The sequence below is a fragment of the Wenzhouxiangella psychrophila genome (assembly GCF_042310375.1).
Lineage (GTDB): Bacteria > Pseudomonadota > Gammaproteobacteria > Xanthomonadales > Wenzhouxiangellaceae > Wenzhouxiangella.
Genome location: NZ_JBHJMQ010000001.1, coordinates 195,001 through 217,296, shown reverse-complemented (window position 1 = coordinate 217,296; position 22,296 = coordinate 195,001). Strand labels below are relative to the sequence as shown.

22 protein-coding genes and 2 rRNA genes (1 of these 24 only partly in view) are annotated in these 22,296 nt (G+C 63.0%); 10 read left to right on the top strand and 14 right to left on the bottom strand.

Annotation, left to right across the window (positions count from 1 at the left end; translation table 11 throughout):
- Positions 1–13: 13 nt before the first annotated feature.
- The 5 genes from ACDC66_RS00990 to ACDC66_RS00970 all read right to left on the bottom strand — a co-directional run bounded on the left by ACDC66_RS00990 (position 14) and on the right by ACDC66_RS00970 (position 4,957).
- Complete coding sequence (locus tag ACDC66_RS00990; RefSeq protein WP_376694803.1) at positions 14–358, bottom strand: hypothetical protein; 345 nt, start codon at positions 356–358, stop codon at positions 14–16.
- A 232-nt stretch (positions 359–590) separates the two neighbouring features.
- On the bottom strand, positions 591–1,874 hold the full coding sequence (locus ACDC66_RS00985) for a sensor histidine kinase (RefSeq protein WP_376694802.1): 1,284 nt from the start codon (positions 1,872–1,874) through the stop codon (positions 591–593).
- Positions 1,852–2,544, bottom strand: a complete 693-nt coding sequence (locus tag ACDC66_RS00980) for a response regulator transcription factor (RefSeq protein WP_376694801.1) — start codon at positions 2,542–2,544, stop codon at positions 1,852–1,854. The genes ACDC66_RS00985 and ACDC66_RS00980 overlap by 23 nt, the downstream gene beginning before the upstream one ends.
- Before the next feature lie 214 nt (positions 2,545–2,758).
- Positions 2,759–3,886 (bottom strand): PilT/PilU family type 4a pilus ATPase, encoded by a 1,128-nt coding sequence (locus ACDC66_RS00975; protein WP_376694800.1) that lies wholly within the window; start codon positions 3,884–3,886, stop codon positions 2,759–2,761.
- 33 nt (positions 3,887–3,919) lie between these two features.
- On the bottom strand, positions 3,920–4,957 hold the full coding sequence (locus ACDC66_RS00970) for a type IV pilus twitching motility protein PilT (RefSeq protein WP_376694799.1): 1,038 nt from the start codon (positions 4,955–4,957) through the stop codon (positions 3,920–3,922).
- Positions 4,958–5,052: 95 nt separating this feature from the next.
- Between ACDC66_RS00970 and ACDC66_RS00965 the strand changes: the two genes are divergently transcribed.
- The 4 genes from ACDC66_RS00965 to ACDC66_RS00950 all read left to right on the top strand — a co-directional run bounded on the left by ACDC66_RS00965 (position 5,053) and on the right by ACDC66_RS00950 (position 7,997).
- A complete protein-coding gene (locus ACDC66_RS00965) occupies positions 5,053–5,751 on the top strand; it encodes a YggS family pyridoxal phosphate-dependent enzyme (RefSeq protein WP_376694798.1) in 699 nt (232 codons plus the stop codon).
- A 232-nt stretch (positions 5,752–5,983) separates the two neighbouring features.
- Positions 5,984–6,796: a pyrroline-5-carboxylate reductase gene (gene proC / locus ACDC66_RS00960; protein ID WP_376694797.1), complete on the top strand. Its 813-nt coding sequence runs from the start codon at positions 5,984–5,986 to the stop codon at positions 6,794–6,796.
- On the top strand, positions 6,796–7,335 hold the full coding sequence (locus ACDC66_RS00955) for a YggT family protein (protein WP_376694796.1): 540 nt from the start codon (positions 6,796–6,798) through the stop codon (positions 7,333–7,335). The genes proC and ACDC66_RS00955 overlap by 1 nt, the downstream gene beginning before the upstream one ends.
- A 200-nt stretch (positions 7,336–7,535) precedes the next feature.
- Entirely contained in the window at positions 7,536–7,997 is a 462-nt protein-coding gene (locus ACDC66_RS00950) for a DUF4426 domain-containing protein (RefSeq protein WP_376694795.1), read from the top strand.
- On the opposite strand, the gene ACDC66_RS00945 is transcribed toward ACDC66_RS00950, so the two are convergent.
- A complete protein-coding gene (locus tag ACDC66_RS00945) occupies positions 7,987–8,448 on the bottom strand; it encodes a tellurite resistance TerB family protein (RefSeq protein WP_376694794.1) in 462 nt (153 codons plus the stop codon). The two genes, ACDC66_RS00950 and ACDC66_RS00945, sit on opposite strands and share 11 nt — an antisense overlap.
- Before the next feature lie 73 nt (positions 8,449–8,521).
- On the opposite strand from ACDC66_RS00945, the gene trmH reads away from it, so the two are divergent.
- Entirely contained in the window at positions 8,522–9,124 is a 603-nt protein-coding gene (gene trmH / locus ACDC66_RS00940) for a tRNA (guanosine(18)-2'-O)-methyltransferase TrmH (RefSeq protein WP_376695137.1), read from the top strand.
- 192 nt (positions 9,125–9,316) lie between these two features.
- On the opposite strand, the gene pdxH is transcribed toward trmH, so the two are convergent.
- Genes pdxH through xrtH form a run of 3 tightly spaced genes read right to left on the bottom strand, consistent with a single transcriptional unit; the run spans position 9,317 to position 11,249 of the window.
- Complete coding sequence (gene pdxH / locus ACDC66_RS00935; RefSeq protein WP_376694793.1) at positions 9,317–9,913, bottom strand: pyridoxamine 5'-phosphate oxidase; 597 nt, start codon at positions 9,911–9,913, stop codon at positions 9,317–9,319.
- Positions 9,910–10,722 (bottom strand): SDR family oxidoreductase, encoded by an 813-nt coding sequence (locus tag ACDC66_RS00930; RefSeq protein WP_376694792.1) that lies wholly within the window; start codon positions 10,720–10,722, stop codon positions 9,910–9,912. Before ACDC66_RS00930 ends, pdxH begins: the two co-directional genes overlap by 4 nt.
- A complete protein-coding gene (gene xrtH / locus ACDC66_RS00925) occupies positions 10,719–11,249 on the bottom strand; it encodes an exosortase H (RefSeq protein WP_376695136.1) in 531 nt (176 codons plus the stop codon). Before xrtH ends, ACDC66_RS00930 begins: the two co-directional genes overlap by 4 nt.
- A 208-nt stretch (positions 11,250–11,457) precedes the next feature.
- Here xrtH and aroK point away from each other — a divergent pair, with 208 nt between their 5' ends.
- The 4 genes from aroK to ACDC66_RS00905 are packed head-to-tail and all read left to right on the top strand — an operon-like array spanning position 11,458 to position 14,811.
- A complete protein-coding gene (aroK, locus tag ACDC66_RS00920) occupies positions 11,458–12,015 on the top strand; it encodes a shikimate kinase AroK (RefSeq protein WP_376694791.1) in 558 nt (185 codons plus the stop codon).
- Entirely contained in the window at positions 12,012–13,082 is a 1,071-nt protein-coding gene (gene aroB, locus ACDC66_RS00915) for a 3-dehydroquinate synthase (RefSeq protein ID WP_376694790.1), read from the top strand. The genes aroK and aroB overlap by 4 nt, the downstream gene beginning before the upstream one ends.
- Entirely contained in the window at positions 13,079–14,131 is a 1,053-nt protein-coding gene (gene hemE / locus ACDC66_RS00910; RefSeq protein WP_376694789.1) for a uroporphyrinogen decarboxylase, read from the top strand. The genes aroB and hemE overlap by 4 nt, the downstream gene beginning before the upstream one ends.
- Positions 14,131–14,811: a putative periplasmic lipoprotein gene (locus ACDC66_RS00905; RefSeq protein WP_376694788.1), complete on the top strand. Its 681-nt coding sequence runs from the start codon at positions 14,131–14,133 to the stop codon at positions 14,809–14,811. Before hemE ends, ACDC66_RS00905 begins: the two co-directional genes overlap by 1 nt.
- A gap of 204 nt (positions 14,812–15,015) precedes the next feature.
- On the opposite strand, the gene ACDC66_RS00900 is transcribed toward ACDC66_RS00905, so the two are convergent.
- Positions 15,016–16,710, bottom strand: a complete 1,695-nt coding sequence (locus tag ACDC66_RS00900) for a glutamine--tRNA ligase/YqeY domain fusion protein (protein ID WP_376694787.1) — start codon at positions 16,708–16,710, stop codon at positions 15,016–15,018.
- 365 nt (positions 16,711–17,075) lie between these two features.
- Here ACDC66_RS00900 and ACDC66_RS00895 point away from each other — a divergent pair, with 365 nt between their 5' ends.
- A complete protein-coding gene (locus ACDC66_RS00895; RefSeq protein ID WP_376694786.1) occupies positions 17,076–18,374 on the top strand; it encodes a dicarboxylate/amino acid:cation symporter in 1,299 nt (432 codons plus the stop codon).
- A 35-nt stretch (positions 18,375–18,409) separates the two neighbouring features.
- Here the strand turns inward: ACDC66_RS00895 and ACDC66_RS00890 are convergent, their stop codons facing one another.
- The 4 genes from ACDC66_RS00890 to ACDC66_RS00875 form a co-directional block, all read right to left on the bottom strand.
- The gene (locus ACDC66_RS00890) at positions 18,410–18,937 is read right to left on the bottom strand and encodes a TlpA family protein disulfide reductase (protein WP_376694785.1); all 528 of its coding nucleotides are present in this window, start codon (positions 18,935–18,937) and stop codon (positions 18,410–18,412) included.
- Between the two features lie 76 nt (positions 18,938–19,013).
- Positions 19,014–20,240 carry a multidrug effflux MFS transporter gene (locus ACDC66_RS00885; protein WP_376694784.1) on the bottom strand — a complete coding sequence of 409 codons (1,227 nt, stop codon included), beginning with the start codon at positions 20,238–20,240 and terminating at the stop codon, positions 19,014–19,016.
- Positions 20,241–20,537: 297 nt separating this feature from the next.
- Positions 20,538–20,652: ribosomal RNA gene (gene rrf / locus ACDC66_RS00880) — 5S ribosomal RNA — on the bottom strand.
- Between the two features lie 87 nt (positions 20,653–20,739).
- Positions 20,740–22,296, bottom strand: a 23S ribosomal RNA gene (locus ACDC66_RS00875); it runs 1,336 nt beyond the window's last position.

Here is a 22,296-nt window from a genome sequence, read left to right as displayed (position 1 = left end):
TCTCCGGAAGCCGCTAGAATTCCGGGCGGTTGCGCTTCAACCTGAGCCAGAACAGCCACGCGCGACCGGCCAGGTACCCCAGGCCGCCGAGCGCGATCAGGCCGACCGGCAGGTAGGGCGGCGGCAGGGTCCACCCCTGCGGATCGGCCAGCCACCACCACAGGGCGCCGACCACCAGCGCGGCCATCGCCAGGTAAGTTACGTTCTTCGACTGCCAGACGCGCCGGCGCCAGCGCCGGCGCTTGTGCCGACTGACATCCTCTTGCGTCATTTCACCCAGCGGTAGTTCGCAGTGGGCGCAGATCGTGCTCTTGTCCGAAATTCGCCGGCCGCAGCCGGGACAGTTGATGATTGCCATGTCTCTATTGTAGCGATGTGAGCCTTAGGCTGCGTGGGTAGGGGGCGAGGTTCGATTCGATTGTTGGCTTGTTAGCTGGTTCGCTGGTTCGCTGGTTCGGCAATAGTATCCGTCACCCGCAAAGGCCTACGCGGCGCAGCCGCCCCCAATGCTTGACGGCTGCCGAACAAGCCAACAAGCGAACGAGCTAACCAGCCAACAGCGCCTGAAAGGTGCCCCGACGGAATTCGCGTCACCCCTGGTCAGGGAAAAACCGCAACGTGACAGCCAAGCCGCCCTTGTCGCGGTTGGCGAACTCGATGCGCCAGCCGTAGAGATCGCACAGGCGCTTGACGATGGACAGCCCCAGGCCCGAGCCTTTGGTGCCGCTGGCCTGGCGGCCGCGGAAGTGGCGGTCGAAGACATGCGGTAGCTCTTCCTCGGCGATGCCCGGACCGCTATCGAGAATACTCACCTGCCCGGCGTCCACCAGCACGCGCACCTCGCCCTCGGTGGTGTAGCGAATGGCGTTGCCGATGAGATTGCCCAGGGTCACGGCAATTACCGCTTCGGGCGCGATCACGTTGACCGCTTCGCGCTGGTCGACAACCAGCTCGAGCTCGCGGTCGCCGATCAGCGGTTCGTAGTTGCCGATCACCTGGCGGGCGATCTGGCCGACGTCGTGGGCGCGCCCTTCGCCGTCGGCGTCGCGCTCGGTCCGCACCAGATGCAGCAGGGCCGTGGTGATGTCGGTGGACTGGCGGGCGGCCCGGGCAATACGCAGCAGGCGCTCTCTCGTGCGCTCGTCCTGTTCGGGCTGGGCCAGCATCAACTCGGTGGCGCCGGAGATGACCGCCAGCGGCGTGCGCAACTCGTGCGAAACATCGGCGTTGAAGGCCTTGTCGCGCTCGACCAGGTCCTTGAGGCGATGGGCGTAGTCGTCGAGTGCGGCGGCAAGCTGGCCGACCTCGTCGTCGGGAAAGTGCCGGGCCAGGTCGCCGGGCGGCGAATGCTCGTCCATCGCCTCGATGCGACGGGCCAGCTCGGTCACCGGCGCCATGACGCGGCTCGACGACCAGATACCCAGCGCCAGCGAAAACAGCACGAACAGCACCACGGCCGCAGCCAGGGCGATCTGCAGGCGACGCGCCAGCTCCTGGTTCTCGGAGACGTCGTAGGTCAGAAACACCCAGAAGTCGTCGTCCTTGCGCACCGCCGCCTTGTACTGGCCGTCGTCGGTGCTGACATCGTGCACCCCGCTGGACAGGGTGCGGAAAGGCTGGGGCACGATATCGGCGCGCCCGGGGCGGGTCACGTAGCCCTCGATGCGGGTATAGAAGGGCTCGACCAGCGTGGGGTCTTCGCGCAGGTCGGCGATGTACTGGTCGATTTCGTCGGCCAGGGTGCGCGAGATGAGCGCATCGACCAGCCAGCTCTGTACCAGCAACACCGCCGCCGCGAACAGCACGCTCAGGAGCGTGCCGAACAACAGAAACGAGAAGATCAGTCGGCTTCTAAGACGACGCCGATACTTCATCCGGTTCAACCAGGCAATAGCCGATGCCGTGACGGGTCTGGATCATCGCTTGACCGAAGGGCTTGTCGATGGCCGCCCTCAGGCTGTGGATGTGAACACGAAGGCTGTCGCTGTCGGGCAGTTCTTCGCCCCAGACGTGGTGTTCGAGCTCGCGTCGGGTGACCACCGCCGGCGAAGCGGTCATCAGCTTCTCGAGCAGTTTGAGCCCGATGGGGTTGAGGTCGATGGACTTGTCGGCGCGCTTGACGGTGAGCGTTTCGAGGTTGAATTCGAGATCGCCCACCTGGAGTTCGCGCGGCTTGACGCGCTGGCCGCGGCGCGCCAGGACCTGAAGCCGAGCCTCGACCTCGCGCAACTCGAAAGGCTTGACCAGGTAATCGTCGGCGCCCGACTCGAAGCCGGTGAGCTTGTCCTCAAGCTGGTCGCGCGCGGTGAGCATCAACACCGGCGTGTCCTTGCGGCCGTCTTCCCTGAGCTTGCGGCAGACTTCGAGCCCGTCCATGCCGGGCAGGGCCAGGTCGAGGACGATGGCGTCGAATTCATTGACCACGGCCAGGTGCAGCCCGGTGACGCCGTCGTAGGCGTAGTCGACCTCGTGGTCGTGGTCGGACAGGAAATCGCCCAGATTGGCGGCGATGTCGCGGTTGTCTTCTATGATCAGGATCCGCATCAGCCGATTTGTTCCCTTTTCGAAAATGCGGTTAAAAAAATGCCCGGACGGAGGGGTCGACTCCGTCCGGGCCCACATTGCCCCGTAACCGTCAGTGCTGAAACCTTGCTCGCGTCGCACCAACGGTTTGAATAATACGCCCGGAATCGTTAATCCTGCGTTAAAGGCGCCAGAAAATGCCGTTACAACGGGCATTTAAGTGTTAAGGAGCAGCCTATCGCTCGCTGTCGACCAGGTTCATATCGCCCATCTTGCCCGAGAGCGAGTCGGCGTCACCGCCCTCGCTGAGCTTGACCGCCAGGCGCAGGTCGTTGGGCGAGTCGGCGTGTCGCAGCGCCTCCTCGTAGGTCACCATGCCTTCCTGGTAGAGCTCGAGCAGGCTCTGGTCGAAGGTCACCATGCCGTGGTGGCGCGAGTCCTTCATGATGTCCTTGATCTCCTCGATGGCGCCCTTGCGGATCTTTTCCTGGATCAGCGGCGTATTGAGCAGGATCTCCAGCGCCACGTGACGGCGGCTGCCGTCGACCGAGGGCAGCAGCTGCTGGGCGACGACGCCCTTCAAGTTGAAGCTCAGGTCGAGCAGGACCTGCGGGTGCCGGTCCTCCGGAAAGAAGTGCAGGATGCGATCCATCGCCTGGTTGGCGTTGTTGGCGTGGAGTGTCGTCAGGCACAGGTGGCCGGTCTCGGCGAAGGTGATGGCGTGCTCCATCGATTCGCGCGTGCGGATCTCGCCGATGAGAATGACATCGGGCGCCTGGCGCAGGGTGTTCTTCAGCGCGACCTCGAAGGAATCGGTATCAATGCCCACCTCGCGCTGGGTGACCAGGCTCTTGCGGTGCTTGTGCACGAACTCGATCGGGTCTTCGATGGTAATGATGTGGCCCGATGCGTTGATGTTTCGATAGCCGAGCATGGCTGCAAGCGTGGTGGATTTACCCGTCCCGGTCGCACCGACGAGGATGATGATGCCGCGCTTGACCATCGCCAGCTCTGAAAGCGATTCGGGCAGGTCGAGTTCCTCGAAGCTGGGAATCTTGGTTTCGATGCGGCGACAGACGATGCCGACACTGTTGCGCTGATGAAAGGCCGACACACGGAAGCGCGCCACGCCCTCGAGCGAGACGGCGAACTGGCACTCCTTGGTGGTACGAAATTCCTCGCTCTGTTCGGCGTTCATGATCGACTGGATGATGTCGTGCACCATCTCGTGGGTCAGCGCCTCGCGCGTGAGCGGCTTGATCTTGCCGTGCACCTTGATGCAGGGCGGTGCGCCCACGGTCACGAACAGGTCGGAGCCCTTGGATTCGTGAAGCTTGTGCAGCCAGTCCTGGATGCTGTTCATACCGTCTCCTTAATGTTCAAGCGCGCCGCTGAATCAGGCCAGCGCCGACTTGTTCTGGGCCTTGCGCACGGCTTCCTGCTTGTTGACCGCGCCGCGGCGCACCAGCTCGATCAGCGACTGGTCGAGCGTGGTCATGCCGGCGTTCTGCCCGGTCTGGATGGCCGAGTACATTTGCGCGACCTTGTCTTCGCGAATCAGGTTCTTGATGGCCGAGGTAGCCACCATGATCTCGTGTGCGGCCACGCGCCCGCCGCCGACCTTCTTGAGCAGGGTCTGCGAGATGACGGCCCGGAGGGATTCGGAAAGCATCGAACGCACCACCGGCTTTTCATCGCCGGGGAAGACGTCGATGATTCGGTCAATGGTCTTCGGCGCCGAGGATGTATGCAGCGTGGCAAAGACGACATGGCCGGTTTCGGCGGCGGTCAGGGCCAGGCGTACCGTTTCCATATCGCGCAACTCGCCGACCAGGATGATATCCGGGTCTTCGCGCAGCGCCGAACGCAGGGCCTGGTTGAAACCATGGGTGTCGCGGTGGACCTCGCGCTGGTTGATCAGGCAGCGCTGTGAGGTGTGGACGAATTCGATCGGATCCTCGATGGTGAGGATGTGGCCGGGCACGGTCTTGTTGAGATAGTCCATCATTGCCGCCAGCGTGGTCGACTTGCCCGAGCCGGTCGGCCCGGTGACCAGGATCAGGCCGCGCGGCACTTCCACGATATCCTTGAAGATGGCGGGCGCGTCCAGGTCTTCGAGCGTCCAGATGTCGTTGGGAATGACACGAAAGACCGAACCCATGCCGCGGTGATGGTGAAATGCATTGACACGGAAGCGCGCCAGGCCCGGTATGTTGTAGGAAAAGTCGACCTCGAGATTGGCCTCGTAGTCACGGCGCTGGTGGTCGTTCATGGTCGAGTAGATGAGCTCGGCCATTTCCTTGTTCTCGATCGCCGGCGTGTTGATACGATGAACGTCGCCGTCGACGCGGATCATGGGCGGCAGGCCGGCGGAGATATGCAGGTCGGACGCCTTGTTCTTGACGGTAAATGCGAGCAGCTCGGTAATATCCATGAATAACTCCCTGCCAATGGCCACGGACCTGCCGGTCTCGATTGCAAACGCAACCAGCTTTCCAGCACACCCACCGATCTTAGCGTAACTCGGCCATGAATCAAATCGCACCGAAAACAGCCCGCGAACGCCTCGAACAGACCCGGGCGCGCATCGACGCCGCCTGCCGGTCCGCCGACCGCTCCACCGACTCGGTCGCACTGCTGGCGGTGAGCAAGCGCAAGCCCGTCGAGGCGATCCGGGAGCTGTACGAACTGGGCCAGCGCGCATTCGGCGAAAACTACGTCGACGAGGGCGTGGGCAAGATCCGGGAGCTGGCCGACCTGGCGCTCGAGTGGCACTACATCGGCCCGATCCAGTCGAACAAGACAAAGCTGATCGCCGCGCATTTCGACTGGGTGGAGTCGATCGACCGCGCCAAGATCGTGCGGCGGCTCGCCGACCAGCGCCCGGACCACCTGCCGCCGCTGAAGGTGCTCATCCAGGTCAATCTCGACGACGAATCCCAGAAGGCCGGTTGCGCGCCGGAGCAGATCGCCGAACTGGCCGAGCAGATCGCGGACTCGGAGCGACTCGAGCTGCGCGGCCTGATGGCCATCCCCGCCCCGCGCGAGGACTTCGATGACCAGCGCGCCGTATTCGGCCGGCTGCGACGGCTTTTCGAAGCGCTCAGGGAGAAATACCCCGAAGCCGACACCCTTTCGGCAGGCATGACCGCCGACCTGGAAGCCGCCATCGCCGAGGGCTCGACGGAGATCCGGATCGGGACGGCGCTTTTTGGGCCGCGAGACTAAATCGTTGGCTGGTTGGCTGGTTCGCTTGTTCGGCATCCGGAAACATTGGTGGCCGGCAAAACCGCGAGGGAACTGGTGACAAACGGGTAGGCGGTACAACCACCATTCACCTCGCGGCGCAGCCGCCCCGCGCCACTCGGCAGCTGCCGAACCAGCCAACAAGCTAACAAGCCAACCAGCCAACGGCTTTCTTACTGGCACCCGCCACCAACACCCTTCTACAATAGAGGCCATGGACAACATAACGATCACCTTCATCGGCGGCGGCAACATGGGTCGCGCGCTGATTGGCGGCCTGGTTGCCGGCGGCACCCGGGCCGAGGCCATTCACGTGGCCGACCCCAGCGAGGAGCAGCGCCGGTCGCTGGCCGACGACCTGGGCGTGACGGTGCACGCCGACAACGCCGAGGCGGCGCGGGCCGCCGACGTGCTGGTGGTGGCCGTCAAGCCGCAGGTCATGGACGATGTGCTGGCCTCGGTGGCTGACGCCATCGACGCCGAAACCCTGGTGATTTCCGTGGCCGCCGGCATGCCCATCAGGCGCATCCGCAAGGCGCTCGGGGGGCACGACCGGATCGTGCGCGCGATGCCCAACACCCCGGCGCTGTACCAGGCCGGCATGACCGGACTGGCGGCCAGCGAGGGCGTGACCGAAATCGACCGCGAGCGCGCCAGCCAGGTACTCGAGGCCGCCGGGGAAGTCGCGTGGGTCGACGACGAAGCGCTGATGGACGTGGTCACGGCCATCTCCGGCTCCGGCCCGGCCTATTTCTTCTCGCTGGTCGAGCAGCTCACCGCCGCCGGCACGCGCGCCGGCCTGCCCGAAGAAACAGCGGCAAAGCTCGCCCGGCAGACCGCTTACGGCGCCGGCACCATGATGGCAAAGTCCGACGTTCCGGCCGGAGAACTCAGGAAGCGCGTCACTTCTCCCGGCGGCACGACCGCCGCCGCGCTGGAAAGCCTGGCCGAGAACGAGTTCGAGCGGATCGTCGATGAAGCCGTCCGGGTCGCCGTCCAGCGCGGCCGCGAACTGGGAGAAGGCTGATGGGCTCAGCCAGCCAGGCGTTCGCCTTCCTGATCGAAACACTGTTCCAGCTCTACCTGGCGGCACTCATGCTGCGCGTCCTGCTGGAGGCCCTGCGGGCGGACTATTACAACCCCGTCTGCCAGGCCCTGATCCGGGTCACCGACCCGCTGGTCAAACCGCTGTCGAAGATCATCCCGCGCGTCGGCCCGGTCAGCCTGGCCGGCATCACCTGGCTCTACATCCTGGAGCTGGTGATGCTGGTGATCCTGGCAGCCCTCGGCGGCTGGGCCATGGAATGGCCGGTGCTGTTGCTGCTGGCGGTCCTGCGCCTGATTCGCATGCTGCTGGTGCTCTACCTGGTACTGATCATCGTCGGTGTGATCCTGTCCTGGGTCGGCCAGGGCTTCCGCCACCCCATCGTGCCGCTGGTCTACCAGCTCACCGAACCGGTACTCGCCCCCATCCGCCGCGTACTGCCCCCGCTGGGCGGCTTCGACCTCTCACCCCTGATCGCCATCATCGTCATCCAGTTTTTGATCATCCTGCTGGGAGTGTGAGTCAAAACACTTAAACCACGGAAAACACGGAAATTCACGGAAGGAAAAGCGCTTTCATCCGTGTCTTTCCGTGCATTCCGTGGCTTCAATGTTTTCTTGGCGAACTTGGCGGTTCAATATTCTTTCTAAGTAATTGCCCCACTTGCCGGCCCCTTGCGAGCGGGAGTAGCATCGAAGGCAGTTCAATGACGAAGGCGCCAATGATGAAACACAAGCTTGCAGCCCTTTGCATCACTGCATTTGCCCTGCTGCTGGCGCCCGCCACGGCACCGGCCCAGCAGGCCGAGGATATCGGCAATTATCGCGTCCACTACAACGCACTCAATACCAACGCCCTGCCGCCCGAGGTTGCCGGCGCCTACGGCATCCAGCGCTCGGGCAGCCGCGCCATGCTCAACATCGCCGTGCTGCGCAAGGCTGAAAACGCCGACAGCATGGACACGCCGACCCACGCCAGGATCAGCGCCCGCGCGACCAACCTCACCGGCCAGGGGCGTGAAATCGAGTTACAGGAAGTCGAGGACGACGACGCGGTCTACTACATCGGCACCTTTCGCATTCACGACGAGGAATCGCTGACCTTCACCATCAGCGTCCAACCGGAAGGCAGCAATCGACCGCCGCAGGAGTTCAGCTTCCAGCAGCAGTTCTTTACGGACTGATCCCGGCCGCCTCGGCGGCCAGATGCTTGCGCCGGATGAACTCCGGATGAGGCACGGCCAGCAGGTCGGCCAGCCGGCGCAGTAACTGCTCTTCGTATCGGTCCACACGCCCGTCCGCCCAGGCTACGCGCCACAGCCATTCGACGAGTTGGGCGCGCTCGTCGCGGTCCAGGTGCGCCTTGAGATCGCGGGTGAAGTCATGAAGCGAGACCGACTCGCGGCGCAAGACTTCGGCATCCCGGATCAGCTCGTCCAGTTCGGCCTCGTCGATACCGAAGGCGTCCTGCATGGCGCGATGGATCACGGCAAGCTCCGAATCATCGCGTTGCTCGTCGGTGGCGGCCATCTCCAGCATGATGATCGCCGCCGCCCGCGCAATGAGTTTGGGATCGATGGGCTCGTCGTCGCTCGGCGCAACCCAGGCCCTCAGTTGTTCGAACCAGTCAGTCATGGTGAGAGATTCTCGCACACACCAACGAGATCGTTGATCAACGAACTCGGTAGTAGAGGGGTAACATAGCGTGATGACTCCTGAACGCAAGGCCCGTATCGAACAGGTGGCCGCCGGCAGGCAGCCGGATCTGACCGTCTTTCTCGAGCGAGTCCACAAAGCCCACAACGTAGCCGCCATCCTGCGCACCTGTGATGCCGTGGGCGTGATGGAAGCCCATGCCGTACCGCCCACCGGCGGCATCCCGCCGCTCAACCATACCGCCCAGGGCGCGCAACGCTGGGTCAAACTGCACCGCCACCACGACGCCGTGGAGGGCCTCCGAGGGCTGAAAGAGAAGGGCTTCAGCCTTTACGCGGCCCACTTTTCAGACGAGGCCGTGGATTTTCGCCAGCCCGACTACACGCAGCCGACGGCGATCGTGCTCGGAACCGAGAAATTTGGCGTCAGCGACGAGGCCCTGGCCGAATGCGACGGCGAAATCCTCATCCCCATGGCCGGCATGACCCAGAGCCTCAACGTCTCGGTCGCCACCGCCCTGATCCTCTACGAAGCCCAGCGCCAGCGCCAGGCCGCCGGCCTGTACAAGCCGCATTCGCTCGAGGAAGAACCGTGGAAGAGCCTTGCTGAACAGTGGATCGAGAGAGAGATGGAGAGGCGCCGCAAGGGGAGATGAAATAGCTCGAGAGACACTCCATGCCAAGGGAGAGTCTCGATCCACTGAAATCCGAAATACGAATATCGAAATCCGAAACAAGCACGAAGCACGAAATTCGAAACAAAAACACTTCAGACCGCCGCGTTTCGTATTTGGGTTTTCGAATTTGTTTCGGATTTGGTGCTTCGAATTTCGTATTTGCTCTTCCACTTAGGGATAGAGCAGTGACTCCTCCCACTCCCCCTCGACCAGCTCAAAGCACACCCGCTCGTGCAACCGGTACTCCCGTCCGTACCAGAACTCGACGCGGCGGGGTCTGACGCGGAAACCCGACCAGTGCTCGGGGCGGGGAACGTCCCGGCCTTCGAACTTCTTCTCAAAGTACGCGAAGCGTTCGAGGAATTCCTCGCGGCTTTCCATCGGCCGCGACTGCTGCGAGGCCCAGGCGCCGATCTGGCTGCCGCGGGGACGGCTGGCGAAGTAGGTGTCGGCTTCCGCGTCGATGACCGGCTCGGCATGACCGTCAATTAGTACCTGCTCGGCGGTTTCGCGCCACCAGAACACCAGCGACACATCGGCATGCGCCTGGAGGTGCCGGCCCTTGCGTGAACCGAGATTGGTATAGAAGACAAAGCCGTGCTCGTCCATGTCCTTGAGCAGCACCGTGCGCGCGGCCGGGCGGCCGTGCTCGTCGACGGTGGCCAGGGTCATGGCCGTGGGCTCGGGAATGCCGGTCTCAACGGCCCGGTCGAAGCCCTTTCGGAATCTTTCGACCATGGCGCCGGTCATGTCGATGAATTCGGTCATTGCAGCAACTCCTGGTAACCGGAGCGGTAGTCGGGATGAATCAGCCGGTAGCCGCTGGCGAGCAGGCGGGCATTGGCCACGCGCTTGCCCTGTCCGCCGCTGCCTGTCTCGCGCGACGGGGCCGCGGCATGGAGCTGCCCGGCCAGCCAGTCGAGCACCTCGCAGCGCCGTGCCGATCGGCTGTCGGTGGCGCAGTAGAGCGTTTCGGGCGCCTCGAGCGTGAGCAGGTGGGCGAGCACGCCCGCACAATCATCGGCATGGATGCGGTTGGTCCACTGCGGCGGATTCTCGCGGCAGCTCGCCTCACCGGCGGCCACCTTGCGCACGAGAAAGTCGCGGCCGGGCCCGTAGATACCCGAAAACCGCACCACCACGGCTTCCGGCGCCGATCGCGCGGCAAGCGCTTCGGCCTCGAGCAGGACGCGGCCGTTGAAGCGTGCCGGCTCGGTCTCGCTGGCCTCGTCCACCCATTCGCCCTCGTCCTGGCCGTAGACGGCCGTACTCGAAACGAAGATCAGCCGGCGGGCGCGGACCCGCTCGAAGAGGTTGGCCAGCCCCTGAAAGTAGGCGCGTCGATAACCGGCTTCATCGTACTGATCAGGCGTGGCCTGGTAGACCACGGCATCCCAGTCGCCGGCGACGGCGGCCAGGGTTCCGGGCTCGGACAGATCGGCGGAAACGGGAATGATGGTTTCCGGCAGGGCCTCGACGCGGCGGCGCAGGCCGCTCACCTGCCATTGGTCGCGATCCAGCCGCCCGGCCAGGCGAATGCCGAGATCACCGCAGCCGGCGATCAGCAGCCGCTTCACGACGGGGCGGGCTCCGGTGTCGGCCCGTCATCGTCTCCACCGCCGAGGTCGCGCGGCGGCAGCTTGCGCAGCCAGATCAGCCACACCACCAGGGCATCGAGAATGATCAGCGCCTGCCAGAGGTAGAGGTGAAACCATTCGAACCAGGTCATGTTCCACTGGCCGAGATAGAACAGGCTGATGATCCGCACCAGGTTGAGCGCCTGGATGGCGACGAAACCAATCGCGAACCCGACTAGCTTGTGTTTGAACGGCGCCGGGAAAGCAAAGATGGCAGCGAACAGGATGATCAGCGCCTCGACGCCGTTGCAGCCCGGCTCGATGCTGACGGCGAAACCGGATTCGATGTCCTGGATCACCTTGCCGGAAGAGGCCACACCACTGTCGAACAGCTCGATCAGGAAAACGCTGACTTTGGCGATGCCGGCGGTGAACGGCAATATGACGTGCTGCTGGACGGGCTGCAGCACCTCCACGGTGAACAGGCCCAACAGCAGGACGACGAAAAGAATCGAGAAGCGCAGCATGATCCGGTCTGGTCCATCCGAGGCGTGGACTGTCATGGTACCAAACCGCCGCGACATGGGCGCGAAGAAGCGGTCCGCCACGGGGTCGAAATCGTGTCGCCGTGATAGCATTGAAACCCGGTTGTTCCTGGCGGTTTCCTCTTTGCATGTACAGTCGATCGAACATTCCGATCATCGCCGAGCGGCGGTCCGCCAGCCTGCTTCCGGCATGACGGAAAAGGCCGCGCAGGACACGCCCGATCGCATCTTCCTGGTCGGGCCGATGGGTTCGGGCAAGACGACCGTGGGCCGACGCCTCGCGCGCAGCCTGGGCATGGCCTTCATCGACCTGGACCTGGAGCTGCAGGCACGCTGCGGCGTGGAAGTGGCCGTCATCTTCGACATCGAAGGAGAATCCGGTTTTCGCCAGCGCGAATCGGCCCTGCTCGACGAGCTGAGCCGGCGCGACGGCCTGGTACTGGCAACCGGCGGCGGCAGCGTCCTTGACGAGGGAAACCGGAAGATACTGAGCGAGCGCGGCCTGGTTGTGTACCTGCAAACCAGCGTCGAACAACAGCTTCGCCGACTGGAACGCGACAAGCAGCGGCCGCTGCTGCAGGCGCCAGACCGCCGGCGCCGACTGGTGGAAATGGCCGAGCGGCGAAACCCGATTTACGAATCCTGCGCCGACCTGATCATCCGCTCGGCCGACATCGCGCCCGCGGCCATGGCGGCCAATGTGGCCCGGCGCGTGCGCGACCATCATCAAAAGGCGAGGGCTTCATGAAGGTCACCCAGGTTCATACCGCAGGCGGGACCTATCCGGTCTATGCCGGGCAGGGTTTGCTGGCCATGTCGAGCATCTGGCAGCGCCACCTTGAGGGGCGTGTGCTGGTGGTCAGCGACGAAACCGTAGCCGGGCTCTATCTCGATCGCATCGGCCGGGTACTCGACGAGGATCGGCGCTGGCGCTCACTGGTGCTGCCCGCCGGCGAGGAGGCCAAGACGGTGGCCAACTGGCAGCGCGTGCTCGACGAGCTGGTCGAGATGGGCGCGCAACGGGATGCGACGGTGCTGGCGCTCGGCGGCGGCGTCATCGGCGACCTGGCCGGCTTTGCCGCGGCCAGCTACATGCGCGGTATCCGCGTCGTCCAGATGCCCACCACCCTGCTGGCGCAGGTGGATGCCGCCGTGGGCGGCAAGACCGGCGTCAATCATCCCGGCGGCAAGAACCTGATCGGCGCCTTCCACCAGCCGGCCGCCGTGGTGGCCGATATCGACACACTGATCAGCCTGGACGATCGCGACTATCGCGCCGGGATGGCCGAGGTGGTCAAGTACGGCGCGATCCGCGACGAGCGATTCTTTTCCTGGCTGGAGAGCCGGGCCGAGCCACTTAGCCGGCGTATGCCCGATGCCCTGCTCGAAGCGGTACACGCCTCGGTCACGCACAAGGCCGAGGTGGTAGCCGCCGACGAACGCGAAGCCGGCGAGCGGGCCCTGCTGAACTTCGGCCATACCTTCGGCCACGCGCTGGAAACCGCTACCGGCTACACGCGTTACCGTCACGGCGAAGCGGTGGCCATCGGCATGGTGCTGGGCGCGCGATTGAGCGAGTTGCTGGGCAAGCTGCGGGTGGGCACTTCCGAAAGACTGGTGCACCTGCTCGATCGTCTCGGTTTGCCGACGACGCTGCCGGAGGACATCGATCGAGATCGTCTGCTGGCCCTGATGCGACTGGACAAGAAAAACCGTGCCGACCGGATTCGCGTGGTGCTGCTCGAGGAGATCGGGCGGGCCGTCGTGGAGACCTGTCCGGCGGACGACATCCGCGAAATACTGGAACGTTCATGACCCCGAGATCCGATTCCCTCCTGATGCGCGCGCTGCGGCGCGAGCCCGTCGAGCGCACTCCCATCTGGCTGATGCGCCAGGCCGGCCGCTACCTGCCCGAATACCTCGCCACCCGCGAGAAGGCGGGCAGTTTCCTCAAGCTGGCCGGCACGCCCGAACTCGCCTGCGAGGTCACCCTGCAGCCGATCGAGCGCTACGGCTTTGACGCCGCGATCCTGTTCTCCGACATCCTGATCCTGCCGCACGTCATGGGTCGCGGGCTGGGTTTCAAGCCGGGCGAGGGGCCGTACTTCGAGCGTCCGGTCAGAACGGTAGCCGACATCGACGGCCTGCCCATGCCCGACCCGGAAGACGATACCGGCTACGTCATGGATGCGGTGCGCCTGATCCGCGAATCACTGTCCGATGACACGCCGCTGATCGGTTTCGCCGGCAGTCCGTGGACTGTGGCCACCTACATGATCGAGGGCAAGGGCAGCAAGGACTTCGCACGGGCCAAGAAAATGCTGCTGGCCGAACCCGAAGCCGCCGGGCGGCTGATGAACCACCTGGCCGACGCCACCGCCGATTACCTGGCCGCCCAGGTCGCTGCCGGCGCCGACGCGCTGATGGTGTTCGACTCCTGGGGCGGTGTGCTCTCGCCGAGGCTCTACGAGCAGTTCTCGCTCGCCTCGCAGCAGCGTATCGTCGAGAAGCTCAAGGCAAGCTGCCCCGGTACGCCGGTGATCCTGTTCGGCAAGGGCTGCGGGCAGCATCTCGAAAAACTGGCCGAGACCGGTTGTACCGGCCTGGGCGTGGACTGGACGCTGGATCTGTCCGAGGCGCGCGTGCGCGTGGGCGACCGGGTCGCCCTGCAGGGCAACCTCGACCCGGCGGTGCTGCTGACCAACCCCGAGGTCATCGCCGAGGAAACGAAGCGTGTGCTCGACAGCTTCGGTAGCGGCCCCGGCCACATCTTCAACCTGGGCCACGGCATCACCCCCGACGTTCCGCCCGAACACGTGTCGGTGCTGGTCGAAACCGTGCGCGAGTACAGCCGCAAGCAGTGATGGCGCGGCGGCTCATCGCGTTGTCGCTGGCGGTCTTCCTGGCCGCCTGCGCCACGCGGCCGGCCGATGTCGTTACCGTACACATCTTCTCCAACCAGCCCGATCACCCCGAGGTGATTGCGCTCGGCGAGCAGCTCGAGGCCGCCGGTTACCGCCACCGCATCACCTATGCCGAAACCCCCGGCGGGCTGGAAGTAGCCGAGACGGTGATCGTCCACGGTGACAGCACTTCCGCCTTCAACCGTGCGCAGGAACTCGAGGCTCTGTTTGCAGCGCCGGGCGATTCGATCCGCATCGAACGCGAGGGCTACGGCAATCACCATTTCACCGCCGGCAATCTCGGGATTTACATCCACCTGCCCGATTCAGATCGGAAACCACAGCTGAAGGTACGCGCCCACCTGGCGGGCACCTGCGAGGGCCGCCCGCTCGAACTGTTCCTGCGGGTCGACCGCAGCTATCGGCTGGAGCGGCAGAGATGGGAAGACGACTACACACTGGTCGATGCCGGCAATGAGCGCGGCGATTGGGCGCCGAGCGGCGCAGGCTACGCCATGACGACGTCCGGCGACGCCGAGTGGTCACTGGAACCGCCGCTGGACACCGACCCGGCGGTCAACGTGTACTTCGTCAGCGGGCATCCGGATTTCGGCGGCTGCCGGCTGGCGGAACCGCTATAGGGTTGGCATTGAGTAATCCGGAGTTCGTCCTCGTTTGGGAAAATAACCGTGCTCGGAAAATCCCAAATTCCAAGTACCAAGTACCAAACAAATTCGAATAACCGAAATTCGAATGATCTAAACGGACGAGTTGCTGTGCGCCACGAGCGCGAAACGCTCTGACGCCCGGGCGGGTCACCCTCGCCGATGCCCGCCCGCCATCATTCAGCCGCCCTGAGAACGCAGTTGTTTTTCCAGCTTGGCCCAGGTATCGCGCAGGGTCACCGCGCGATTGAGGACGGGCTTGTCCGGCGACGTCTCGGGATCGGGCACAAAATAGCCCAGGCGTTCGAACTGGAAGAACTCGCCGGGCCCGGCATCGTCGATGCCGGCCTCGACGCGGGCGTCTTCGAGTACCTCGAGCGAATCCGGGTTGAGGTGCTCGACGAAGTCACGTTCCTTGTCGCCGGCCGGATGGGGCACCTTGAACAGGCGGTCATAGAGGCGCACTTCGGTCTTGACGGCGTGGTCGGCCGATACCCAGTGGATGGTGCCCTTGACCTTGCGGTCGGCGCCCGGCTGGCCGGATCGCGTTTCGGGGTCGAAGCTGCAATGCAGCTCGACCACGTTACCGGCCTCGTCCTTGATCACTTCGTCGCACTGGATAATGAAGGCATTGCGCAGGCGGACCTCGCCGCCGGGCTTGAGCCGAAAGAACTTCTTCGGCGCCTCTTCCATGAAGTCGTCCTGCTCGATGTAGAGCTCGCGGGTAAGGGCAACCTTGCGGGTCCCCATCTCCGGGTCCTGCGGATGGTTGGCGGCCTCGACCCACTCGGTCTCGCCCTCGGGGAAATTGGTCAGGACCAGCTTGAGCGGACGCAGAACCGCCATTCGGCGCGGAGCACGCACGTTGAGGTCGTCACGCAGGTTTCGTTCCAGTGCGCCGAAGGGAATGATCGACTCGGACTTTGTCACCCCGATCTCGTTGCAGAAATTCCTGAGCGACTCGGGGGTGAAGCCGCGGCGGCGAATACCGGCGATGGTCGGCAGGCGCGGGTCGTTCCAGCCGTCGACATGGCCCTCGTCGACCAGGCGGGTCAGCTTGCGCTTGGACAGAACCGTGAAGTCGAGATTGAGCCGCGAGAACTCGATCTGATAAGGCCGCGAGGGCACCGGCAGGTGCTCGATCAACCAGTCGTAGAGCGGGCGATGATCCTCGAACTCGAGCGTGCACAGGGAATGGGTAATGTGCTCGATGGCGTCTGACTGGCCATGGGCGAAGTCGTAGCTGGGGTAGATACACCAGGTTTCGCCAGTACGCGGATGGGCCTTGTGCCGGATGCGATAGATCACGGGGTCGCGTAGGTTGATATTCGCTGCCGCCATGTCGATCTTCGCGCGCAACACGTAGGCGCCGTCTTCGAATTCGCCGGCACGCATGCGCTCGAACAGCTCGCGGCTTTCGGCCGGGTCGCGATCCCGGTCGGGACTCGGCGTGCCCGGCTCGGTCAGGGTGCCTCGCTGCTCGCGAATGGCATCGGCGTCCTGGCCGTCGATGTAGGCCAGGCCGTTGTCGATCAGGTGCAGGGCATATTCGTACAGTTTCTCGAAGTAGTCCGATGCGTAGCACTCGTTCTTCCACTCGAATCCCAGCCAGGCGACATCTTCCTTGATGGCGTCGGCATAGCGCTGCTCTTCCTTCGCCGGGTTGGTGTCGTCGAAGCGCAGGTTGGTGTATCCGCCAAACTCCTCGGCCAGGCTGAAGTTGAGCACGATGGACTTGGCGTGACCCAGGTGCAGGTAGCCGTTGGGCTCCGGCGGAAAGCGGGTGACGATTTCATCGTACTGACCGGCCTCCAGTTCCTTTCGGATCCGGTTGCGAATGAAGTTGGTCGGCGCGGCTGGGCTATCGCTAGTCATGGGATTGGCACGTTTGATCTGAGCCGCGCATTATACCGGCAGCAAGGGATTCTCCGTACCGCCCCGGCTTTGCCGCTCCTGAAACCCTGAGCCGACGCGAAGCGTCGTCCCGGACACCGATCCGGGACCTCGCACATTTGCGCCGGCACGGTCATGCTCACTGCCACCCGAGCGGTGCGAGGCTCCGGATAATCACGCGCTACCGGCATTACGGAAGCCCTTCTTTCGCCTGGCGGCGGAAACCGGCCTTCCTCCATTGCCTGCGCTACGCGATTTCCGGGGCGACAAGTTTGCCCGAACCACGGTGGACCCCCCCGTTCCGGTACGCTACAGTTTGCGCATCCCGAAATACCGGAATCGATTGCATGACCCAGGAATATCGCTTCGACCACCACAAGCTGAGCACGCAGATTCTATTCGCCCTGGTTCTGGGCCTGGGGACCGGCCTTGTCATCAACCTCTTTCTGGGTGACGTAAGCTGGATCCAGAAATGGCTCGTTAACGGCGTTTTCGAGGTCGTTGGCGAGATGTTCGTGCGCTTTCTCAGCATGTTGATCGTGCCGATCGTGTTCGTGTCGCTCATCTCCGGCGTGGCTTCCCTGGCTGACCCGAAGAGCCTGGGGCGGGTCAGTTCCAAGGCCATCGGCTTGTACCTGATCACGACCTGCATCGCGATCGTACTGGCACTGCTGGCGGGCATGGTGTTCCAGACCGGAGTCGGCGCCAGCCCGGTGGGCATGGACACGCCCGAGATTTCCGAGGCGCCGTCCTTTGCACAGGTTCTCATCGACCTGGTGCCGAGCAACCCGGTGCAGGCGATGGCCGAAGGCAATATGCTGCCGATCATCATCTTCTCGATCCTGCTGGGCCTGGCCATGTCCTTCGCCGGGGAGTCCGGAAAGCGGATCGGCGAATTCTTCAACGACTTCATGGAAGTGGTCATGAAGCTCGTCGGCATCGTCATGCTGATCGCCCCCTACGGGGTGTTCGCATTGATTGCCGGTATGGCAGCCACCACGGGCTGGGGCACTTTCGCAGGCGTTCTGAAGTACGTGTTCCTGGTGCTGGGCATGCTCATCATCCACGCGGCCGTGGTCTACCCGCTGCTTCTCAAGACCTTCACCGGCCTGAGCCCGATCACCTTCTATCGCCAGTTCCGCGACGTGATGGCCTTCGCCTTCTCGACCGCTTCCTCAGGCGCAACCATCCCGGTCACATTGAGGGCGGTGCAGGAGCGCCTGGGCGCCAGTAACCGGATCAGCTCGTTCACGGTCCCGCTGGGTGCGACCATCAATATGGACGGCACGGCCATCATGCAGGGCATTGCCGTGGGCTTCATCGCCCAGTACTACGGCGTGGATTTGTCTCTGACGCAGTACCTGATGGTGATCTTCATGGTCGTCATGGCCTCGATCGGCGCGGCCGGCGTACCGGGCGTCGGTCTCATACTGCTGGCCGGGGTGCTGGCCCAGGTCGGTCTGCCGACCGAAGGTATCGCGCTGATCCTGGGCGTGGATCGTCTACTCGACATGACTCGGACCGCGGTGAATGTCACCGGTGACGCAACCGTGACTTGCATTGTGGCCAATAGCGAAGGCGAACTGGACACGGATCGCTTCAATGACCTGCGAAGCGGCGCAGTGCCCGCGCGCCAGGAAACGTAGGCGTCGCGAGGGCTCCTCCGGGGCGTTGCCTGGATTTATTCCCCCAGGCCTGGCAACCCGTCGAGCGCTTCACGGATCCGCGCAGCCCAGAAGGGTGCCCGCCGCGCCGCCTTCTGCGCGTGCCCGAGATCTTCGTAGCCCGAAGGATTTTCGGCCACGACTTCGTAGAGGTTGAATTGAACTTCGCCGGAGCGGTCCACGATAAACAAACCCGGCGTGCCGTGAACACCCCATTGCTCCGCGACCTTGTCCGCGTCCGCGAAGACAATGAAGTCGAAACCGTTTTCCTCGATCAGATGCGCGGGGTCCTTCTTGTCGCGGAAATTCAGGGCGTAAACGGTGATGGCTTCACCGTATTCGTCCCGAAGGCTCTGGATATGCGGCATCAGGGCCTGGCAATAAGGGCACCAACTGGCCCAGAAGAGATAAATGCCAATGCCTTCCTGCTCGGCCGGCAGGGTGTAGGACTCGCCCTCGAGACTGTCCAGGGTGAAGGAGGCGGGCGCCTGTGCTTGCACCCCAAGGGTGGCCAGCAGGCAGATGGCTGCAGCGAGTGCTCGCATGGGATATCCGAATGGGTAAGGAATCGAGCTTCAGCTTACCGGATCGCCGGGGTGGCATGTCCATCAGTGGAAGTACCTACGAGCCGGCGCGACCGATGGTCTCGCGCTCGCTAGCCTGCATATCCAGGGCGTTCCGCATGGCCCGCGGCGCACCCAGTGCAAAGGCGAGCGCCGAAAGCGTACAGGCGGCCATGACCAGTGCGACGGGCAAGGGGGTCGCACCCACGAGCACGGTCGAAAGCGCGCTGATCAGCCCGCCCAGCGCAAACTGCGTGGCACCGAGCAGCGCGCTGGCCGTCCCGCCAAGCCTAGGGAAGAACTCCAGGGCATTGGCAATATTGTTTGGGATGATCACGCCCATACATCCGCCTGTCACCACCAGGCAGATCGCAACGGACAGGAGTCCACCCCCGGTCGCGAGCACGGCGATCAGGGAAACCACGGCAACGGCCTGAATGATGCAACCGGCACGCAGGATCCGGGTCGAGTGGAAGGACTGGAGCAGTCGACGATTGAGCAGATTGGCGGCGACCATCGCGACGACATTAGCGGCGAACAGCAGCGAAAATGTCCGATTCGACACGCCGAACCAGTCCTGGTAGATAAACGAGGCGTGCGTGATGAATACCAGCATCACGCTGAAGGACAGGGTTTGGATGGCAATAAAACGCATGGTCGTGCCGTGGGTGACAACCTGGACGTAGTTGGTCACCAGTGTCCGCGCGGGGGTTCGGGTCTTTTCCGCGACAGGCAGATTTCGAAAAAGGAAGCGCTGCAGGGTGCCTGCCACCACCAACGCGTAAAGCGCCAGAAACAGGAAAATCGCCGGCCAGCTGAACTGATAGAGCAATAGCGACCCGATCGCCGGAGCCAGCGCCGGTGCCACCAGCATCACGATGCCGATGAGCGAAAACAGGCTGGCCGAGGCCTGGCCATGGGTTCGGTCCCGAACGATCGCCGGCACGGACACCGCACAACACGCCCCGCCAATCGCCTGCGCCATTCGCCACAGCATCATCGCGCCGAGGCTATCGGACAGGGCGACCATCACACTGGCGACGGCAAAGATAGCCAGCCCGCTGAACAAGACCACCCGCCGCCCGTAGCGATCGGAAAGTGGCCCTGCCACAAGCTGCGCCAGCCCGAGGGCGAACACGTAAATACTCAACGTACGCCCCACCGCCGGCAGGTCCACACCCAGGTCCGCGGCGATATCCGGAAATGCAGGCAAATACGTATCGAGCGCAAACGGCCCGATAGCCACAGTTATGCCCAAAAGTATGGCAAAGCGAAGGGTGGACACGGAATGAAGTGTTGAGAATCAGCAATTAGCTTGCCACATCCACCATCACAGGAGAGTTGCGAAGTTCGCAAGATCAGCTAATGAATTCAAACAATCGCGCGACCCGAAGGGTCGCGACAGCGTAAATGCCTGGCAGCGTAGTCCGGAGCGGCATGGCGGCTTGAGCCAAAGGCGAAAGAAGCCTTGTCGCGGAGGACGGCCACGCGTGACCGTTGGTCACTGCCAGCCCCTGAGGATGCCGTGCGGGCATAAAAAAACCCCGGCGCTCGCGGGGAGCACCGGGGTTTCCGGATAAATGCCTGGCAGTGACCTACTCTCGCACGGCTAATGCCGCACTACCATCGGCGCTGGCGCGTTTCACTTCCGAGTTCGGGATGGGATCGGGTGGGTCCACGCCGCTATTGCCACCAGGCAAGCTAAATCGGGAATCTGTTCAAAAGCGTCAGTCGTGTCGTCGCAAGGAGAGCGTAAACAACTCTCCAATTGGCTTTGGTGTTATATGACCAAGCCTCACGGGCAATTAGTACTGGTTAGCTTCATACATTACTGTACTTCCACATCCAGCCTATCAACCTGGTCGTCTTCCAGGGCCCTACAGGGACCTCAAGGGTCCAGTGAAACCTAATCTTGGAATGGGCTTCCCGCTTAGATGCTTTCAGCGGTTATCCCTGCCGATCGTAGCTACCCGGCAATGCATCTGGCGATACAACCGGAACACCAGCGGATCGTCCACTCCGGTCCTCTCGTACTAGGAGCAGATTTCCTCAAGTTTCAAGCGCCCACGGCAGATAGGGACCGAACTGTCTCACGACGTTCTAAACCCAGCTCGCGTACCACTTTAAATGGCGAACAGCCATACCCTTGGGACCGGCTACAGCCCCAGGATGTGATGAGCCGACATCGAGGTGCCAAACACCGCCGTCGATATGAACTCTTGGGCGGTATCAGCCTGTTATCCCCGGAGTACCTTTTATCCGTTGAGCGATGGCCCTTCCATACAGAACCACCGGATCACTAAGACCTACTTTCGTACCTGCTCGATCCGTCGATCTCGCAGTCAAGCACCCTTGTGCCTTTGCACTCACCGCACGATGTCCGACCGTGCTGAGGGTACCTTCGTGCTCCTCCGTTACTCTTTGGGAGGAGACCGCCCCAGTCAAACTACCCACCACACATTGTTCCTGAACCGGATAACGGTTCGAGGTTAGAACTCCAGTTACCCCAGGGTGGTATTTCAAGGTTGGCTCCACGCAGACTAGCGTCCACGCTTCAAAGCCTCCCACCTATCCTACACAGGAATAACCGAAGTTCAATGTGAAGCTATAGTAAAGGTTCACGGGGTCTTTCCGTCTTGCCGCGGGTACGCCGCATCTTCACGGCGAATTCAATTTCACTGAGTCTCGGGTGGAGACAGTGTGGCCATCGTTACGCCATTCGTGCAGGTCGGAACTTACCCGACAAGGAATTTCGCTACCTTAGGACCGTTATAGTTACGGCCGCCGTTTACCGGGGCTTCGATCAAGAGCTTCGTCCGAAGACTAACCCCATCACTTAACCTTCCGGCACCGGGCAGGCGTCACACCCTATACGTCCACTTACGTGTTTGCAGAGTGCTGTGTTTTTAATAAACAGTCGCAGCCACCTGGTCACTGCGGCCTCCAGAAGCTCAGAGAGCAAGTCTCGTCACCGCCAGAGGCGTACCTTCTCCCGAAGTTACGGTACCATTTTGCCTAGTTCCTTCACCCGAGTTCTCTCAAGCGCCTTGGGATTCTCACCCTGCCTACCTGTGTCGGTTTACGGTACGGTCAATTGTTACCTGAAGCTTAGAAGATTTTCCTGGAAGCATGGCATCAATACCTTCGCCCCACATAGGGGGCTCCCCATCACGTCTCGGCATTGATCCCCCGGATTTGCCTAAGGGACCTGCCTACCTGCTTGGACCGGGACAACCAACGCCCGGCGCACATAGCCTTCTCCGTCTCTCCATCGCAGTAACAATTGGTGCAGGAATATTAACCTGCTTCCCATCGACTACGCGTTTCCGCCTCGCCTTAGG

Excerpts from the sequence above, each read along its gene's own strand:
- ACDC66_RS00890 (WP_376694785.1), bottom strand. The coding sequence starts at position 18,937 with ATGCGAGCACTCGCTGCAGCCATCTGCCTGCTGGCCACCCTTGGGGTG.
- hemE (WP_376694789.1), top strand. The coding sequence starts at position 13,079 with ATGACCCCGAGATCCGATTCCCTCCTGATGCGCGCGCTGCGGCGCGAG.
- ACDC66_RS00985 (WP_376694802.1), bottom strand. The coding sequence starts at position 1,874 with ATGAAGTATCGGCGTCGTCTTAGAAGCCGACTGATCTTCTCGTTTCTG.
- ACDC66_RS00895 (WP_376694786.1), top strand. The coding sequence starts at position 17,076 with ATGACCCAGGAATATCGCTTCGACCACCACAAGCTGAGCACGCAGATT.
- ACDC66_RS00965 (WP_376694798.1), top strand. The coding sequence starts at position 5,053 with ATGAATCAAATCGCACCGAAAACAGCCCGCGAACGCCTCGAACAGACC.
- ACDC66_RS00945 (WP_376694794.1), bottom strand. The coding sequence starts at position 8,448 with ATGACTGACTGGTTCGAACAACTGAGGGCCTGGGTTGCGCCGAGCGAC.
- trmH (WP_376695137.1), top strand. The coding sequence starts at position 8,522 with ATGACTCCTGAACGCAAGGCCCGTATCGAACAGGTGGCCGCCGGCAGG.
- ACDC66_RS00900 (WP_376694787.1), bottom strand. The coding sequence starts at position 16,710 with ATGACTAGCGATAGCCCAGCCGCGCCGACCAACTTCATTCGCAACCGG.
- aroB (WP_376694790.1), top strand. The coding sequence starts at position 12,012 with ATGAAGGTCACCCAGGTTCATACCGCAGGCGGGACCTATCCGGTCTAT.
- ACDC66_RS00950 (WP_376694795.1), top strand. The coding sequence starts at position 7,536 with ATGATGAAACACAAGCTTGCAGCCCTTTGCATCACTGCATTTGCCCTG.
- proC (WP_376694797.1), top strand. The coding sequence starts at position 5,984 with ATGGACAACATAACGATCACCTTCATCGGCGGCGGCAACATGGGTCGC.
- ACDC66_RS00975 (WP_376694800.1), bottom strand. The coding sequence starts at position 3,886 with ATGAACAGCATCCAGGACTGGCTGCACAAGCTTCACGAATCCAAGGGC.
- ACDC66_RS00980 (WP_376694801.1), bottom strand. The coding sequence starts at position 2,544 with ATGCGGATCCTGATCATAGAAGACAACCGCGACATCGCCGCCAATCTG.
- ACDC66_RS00990 (WP_376694803.1), bottom strand. The coding sequence starts at position 358 with ATGGCAATCATCAACTGTCCCGGCTGCGGCCGGCGAATTTCGGACAAG.
- ACDC66_RS00955 (WP_376694796.1), top strand. The coding sequence starts at position 6,796 with ATGGGCTCAGCCAGCCAGGCGTTCGCCTTCCTGATCGAAACACTGTTC.
- ACDC66_RS00970 (WP_376694799.1), bottom strand. The coding sequence starts at position 4,957 with ATGGATATTACCGAGCTGCTCGCATTTACCGTCAAGAACAAGGCGTCC.
- ACDC66_RS00905 (WP_376694788.1), top strand. The coding sequence starts at position 14,131 with ATGGCGCGGCGGCTCATCGCGTTGTCGCTGGCGGTCTTCCTGGCCGCC.
- pdxH (WP_376694793.1), bottom strand. The coding sequence starts at position 9,913 with ATGACCGAATTCATCGACATGACCGGCGCCATGGTCGAAAGATTCCGA.
- xrtH (WP_376695136.1), bottom strand. The coding sequence starts at position 11,249 with ATGCTGCGCTTCTCGATTCTTTTCGTCGTCCTGCTGTTGGGCCTGTTC.
- aroK (WP_376694791.1), top strand. The coding sequence starts at position 11,458 with ATGACGGAAAAGGCCGCGCAGGACACGCCCGATCGCATCTTCCTGGTC.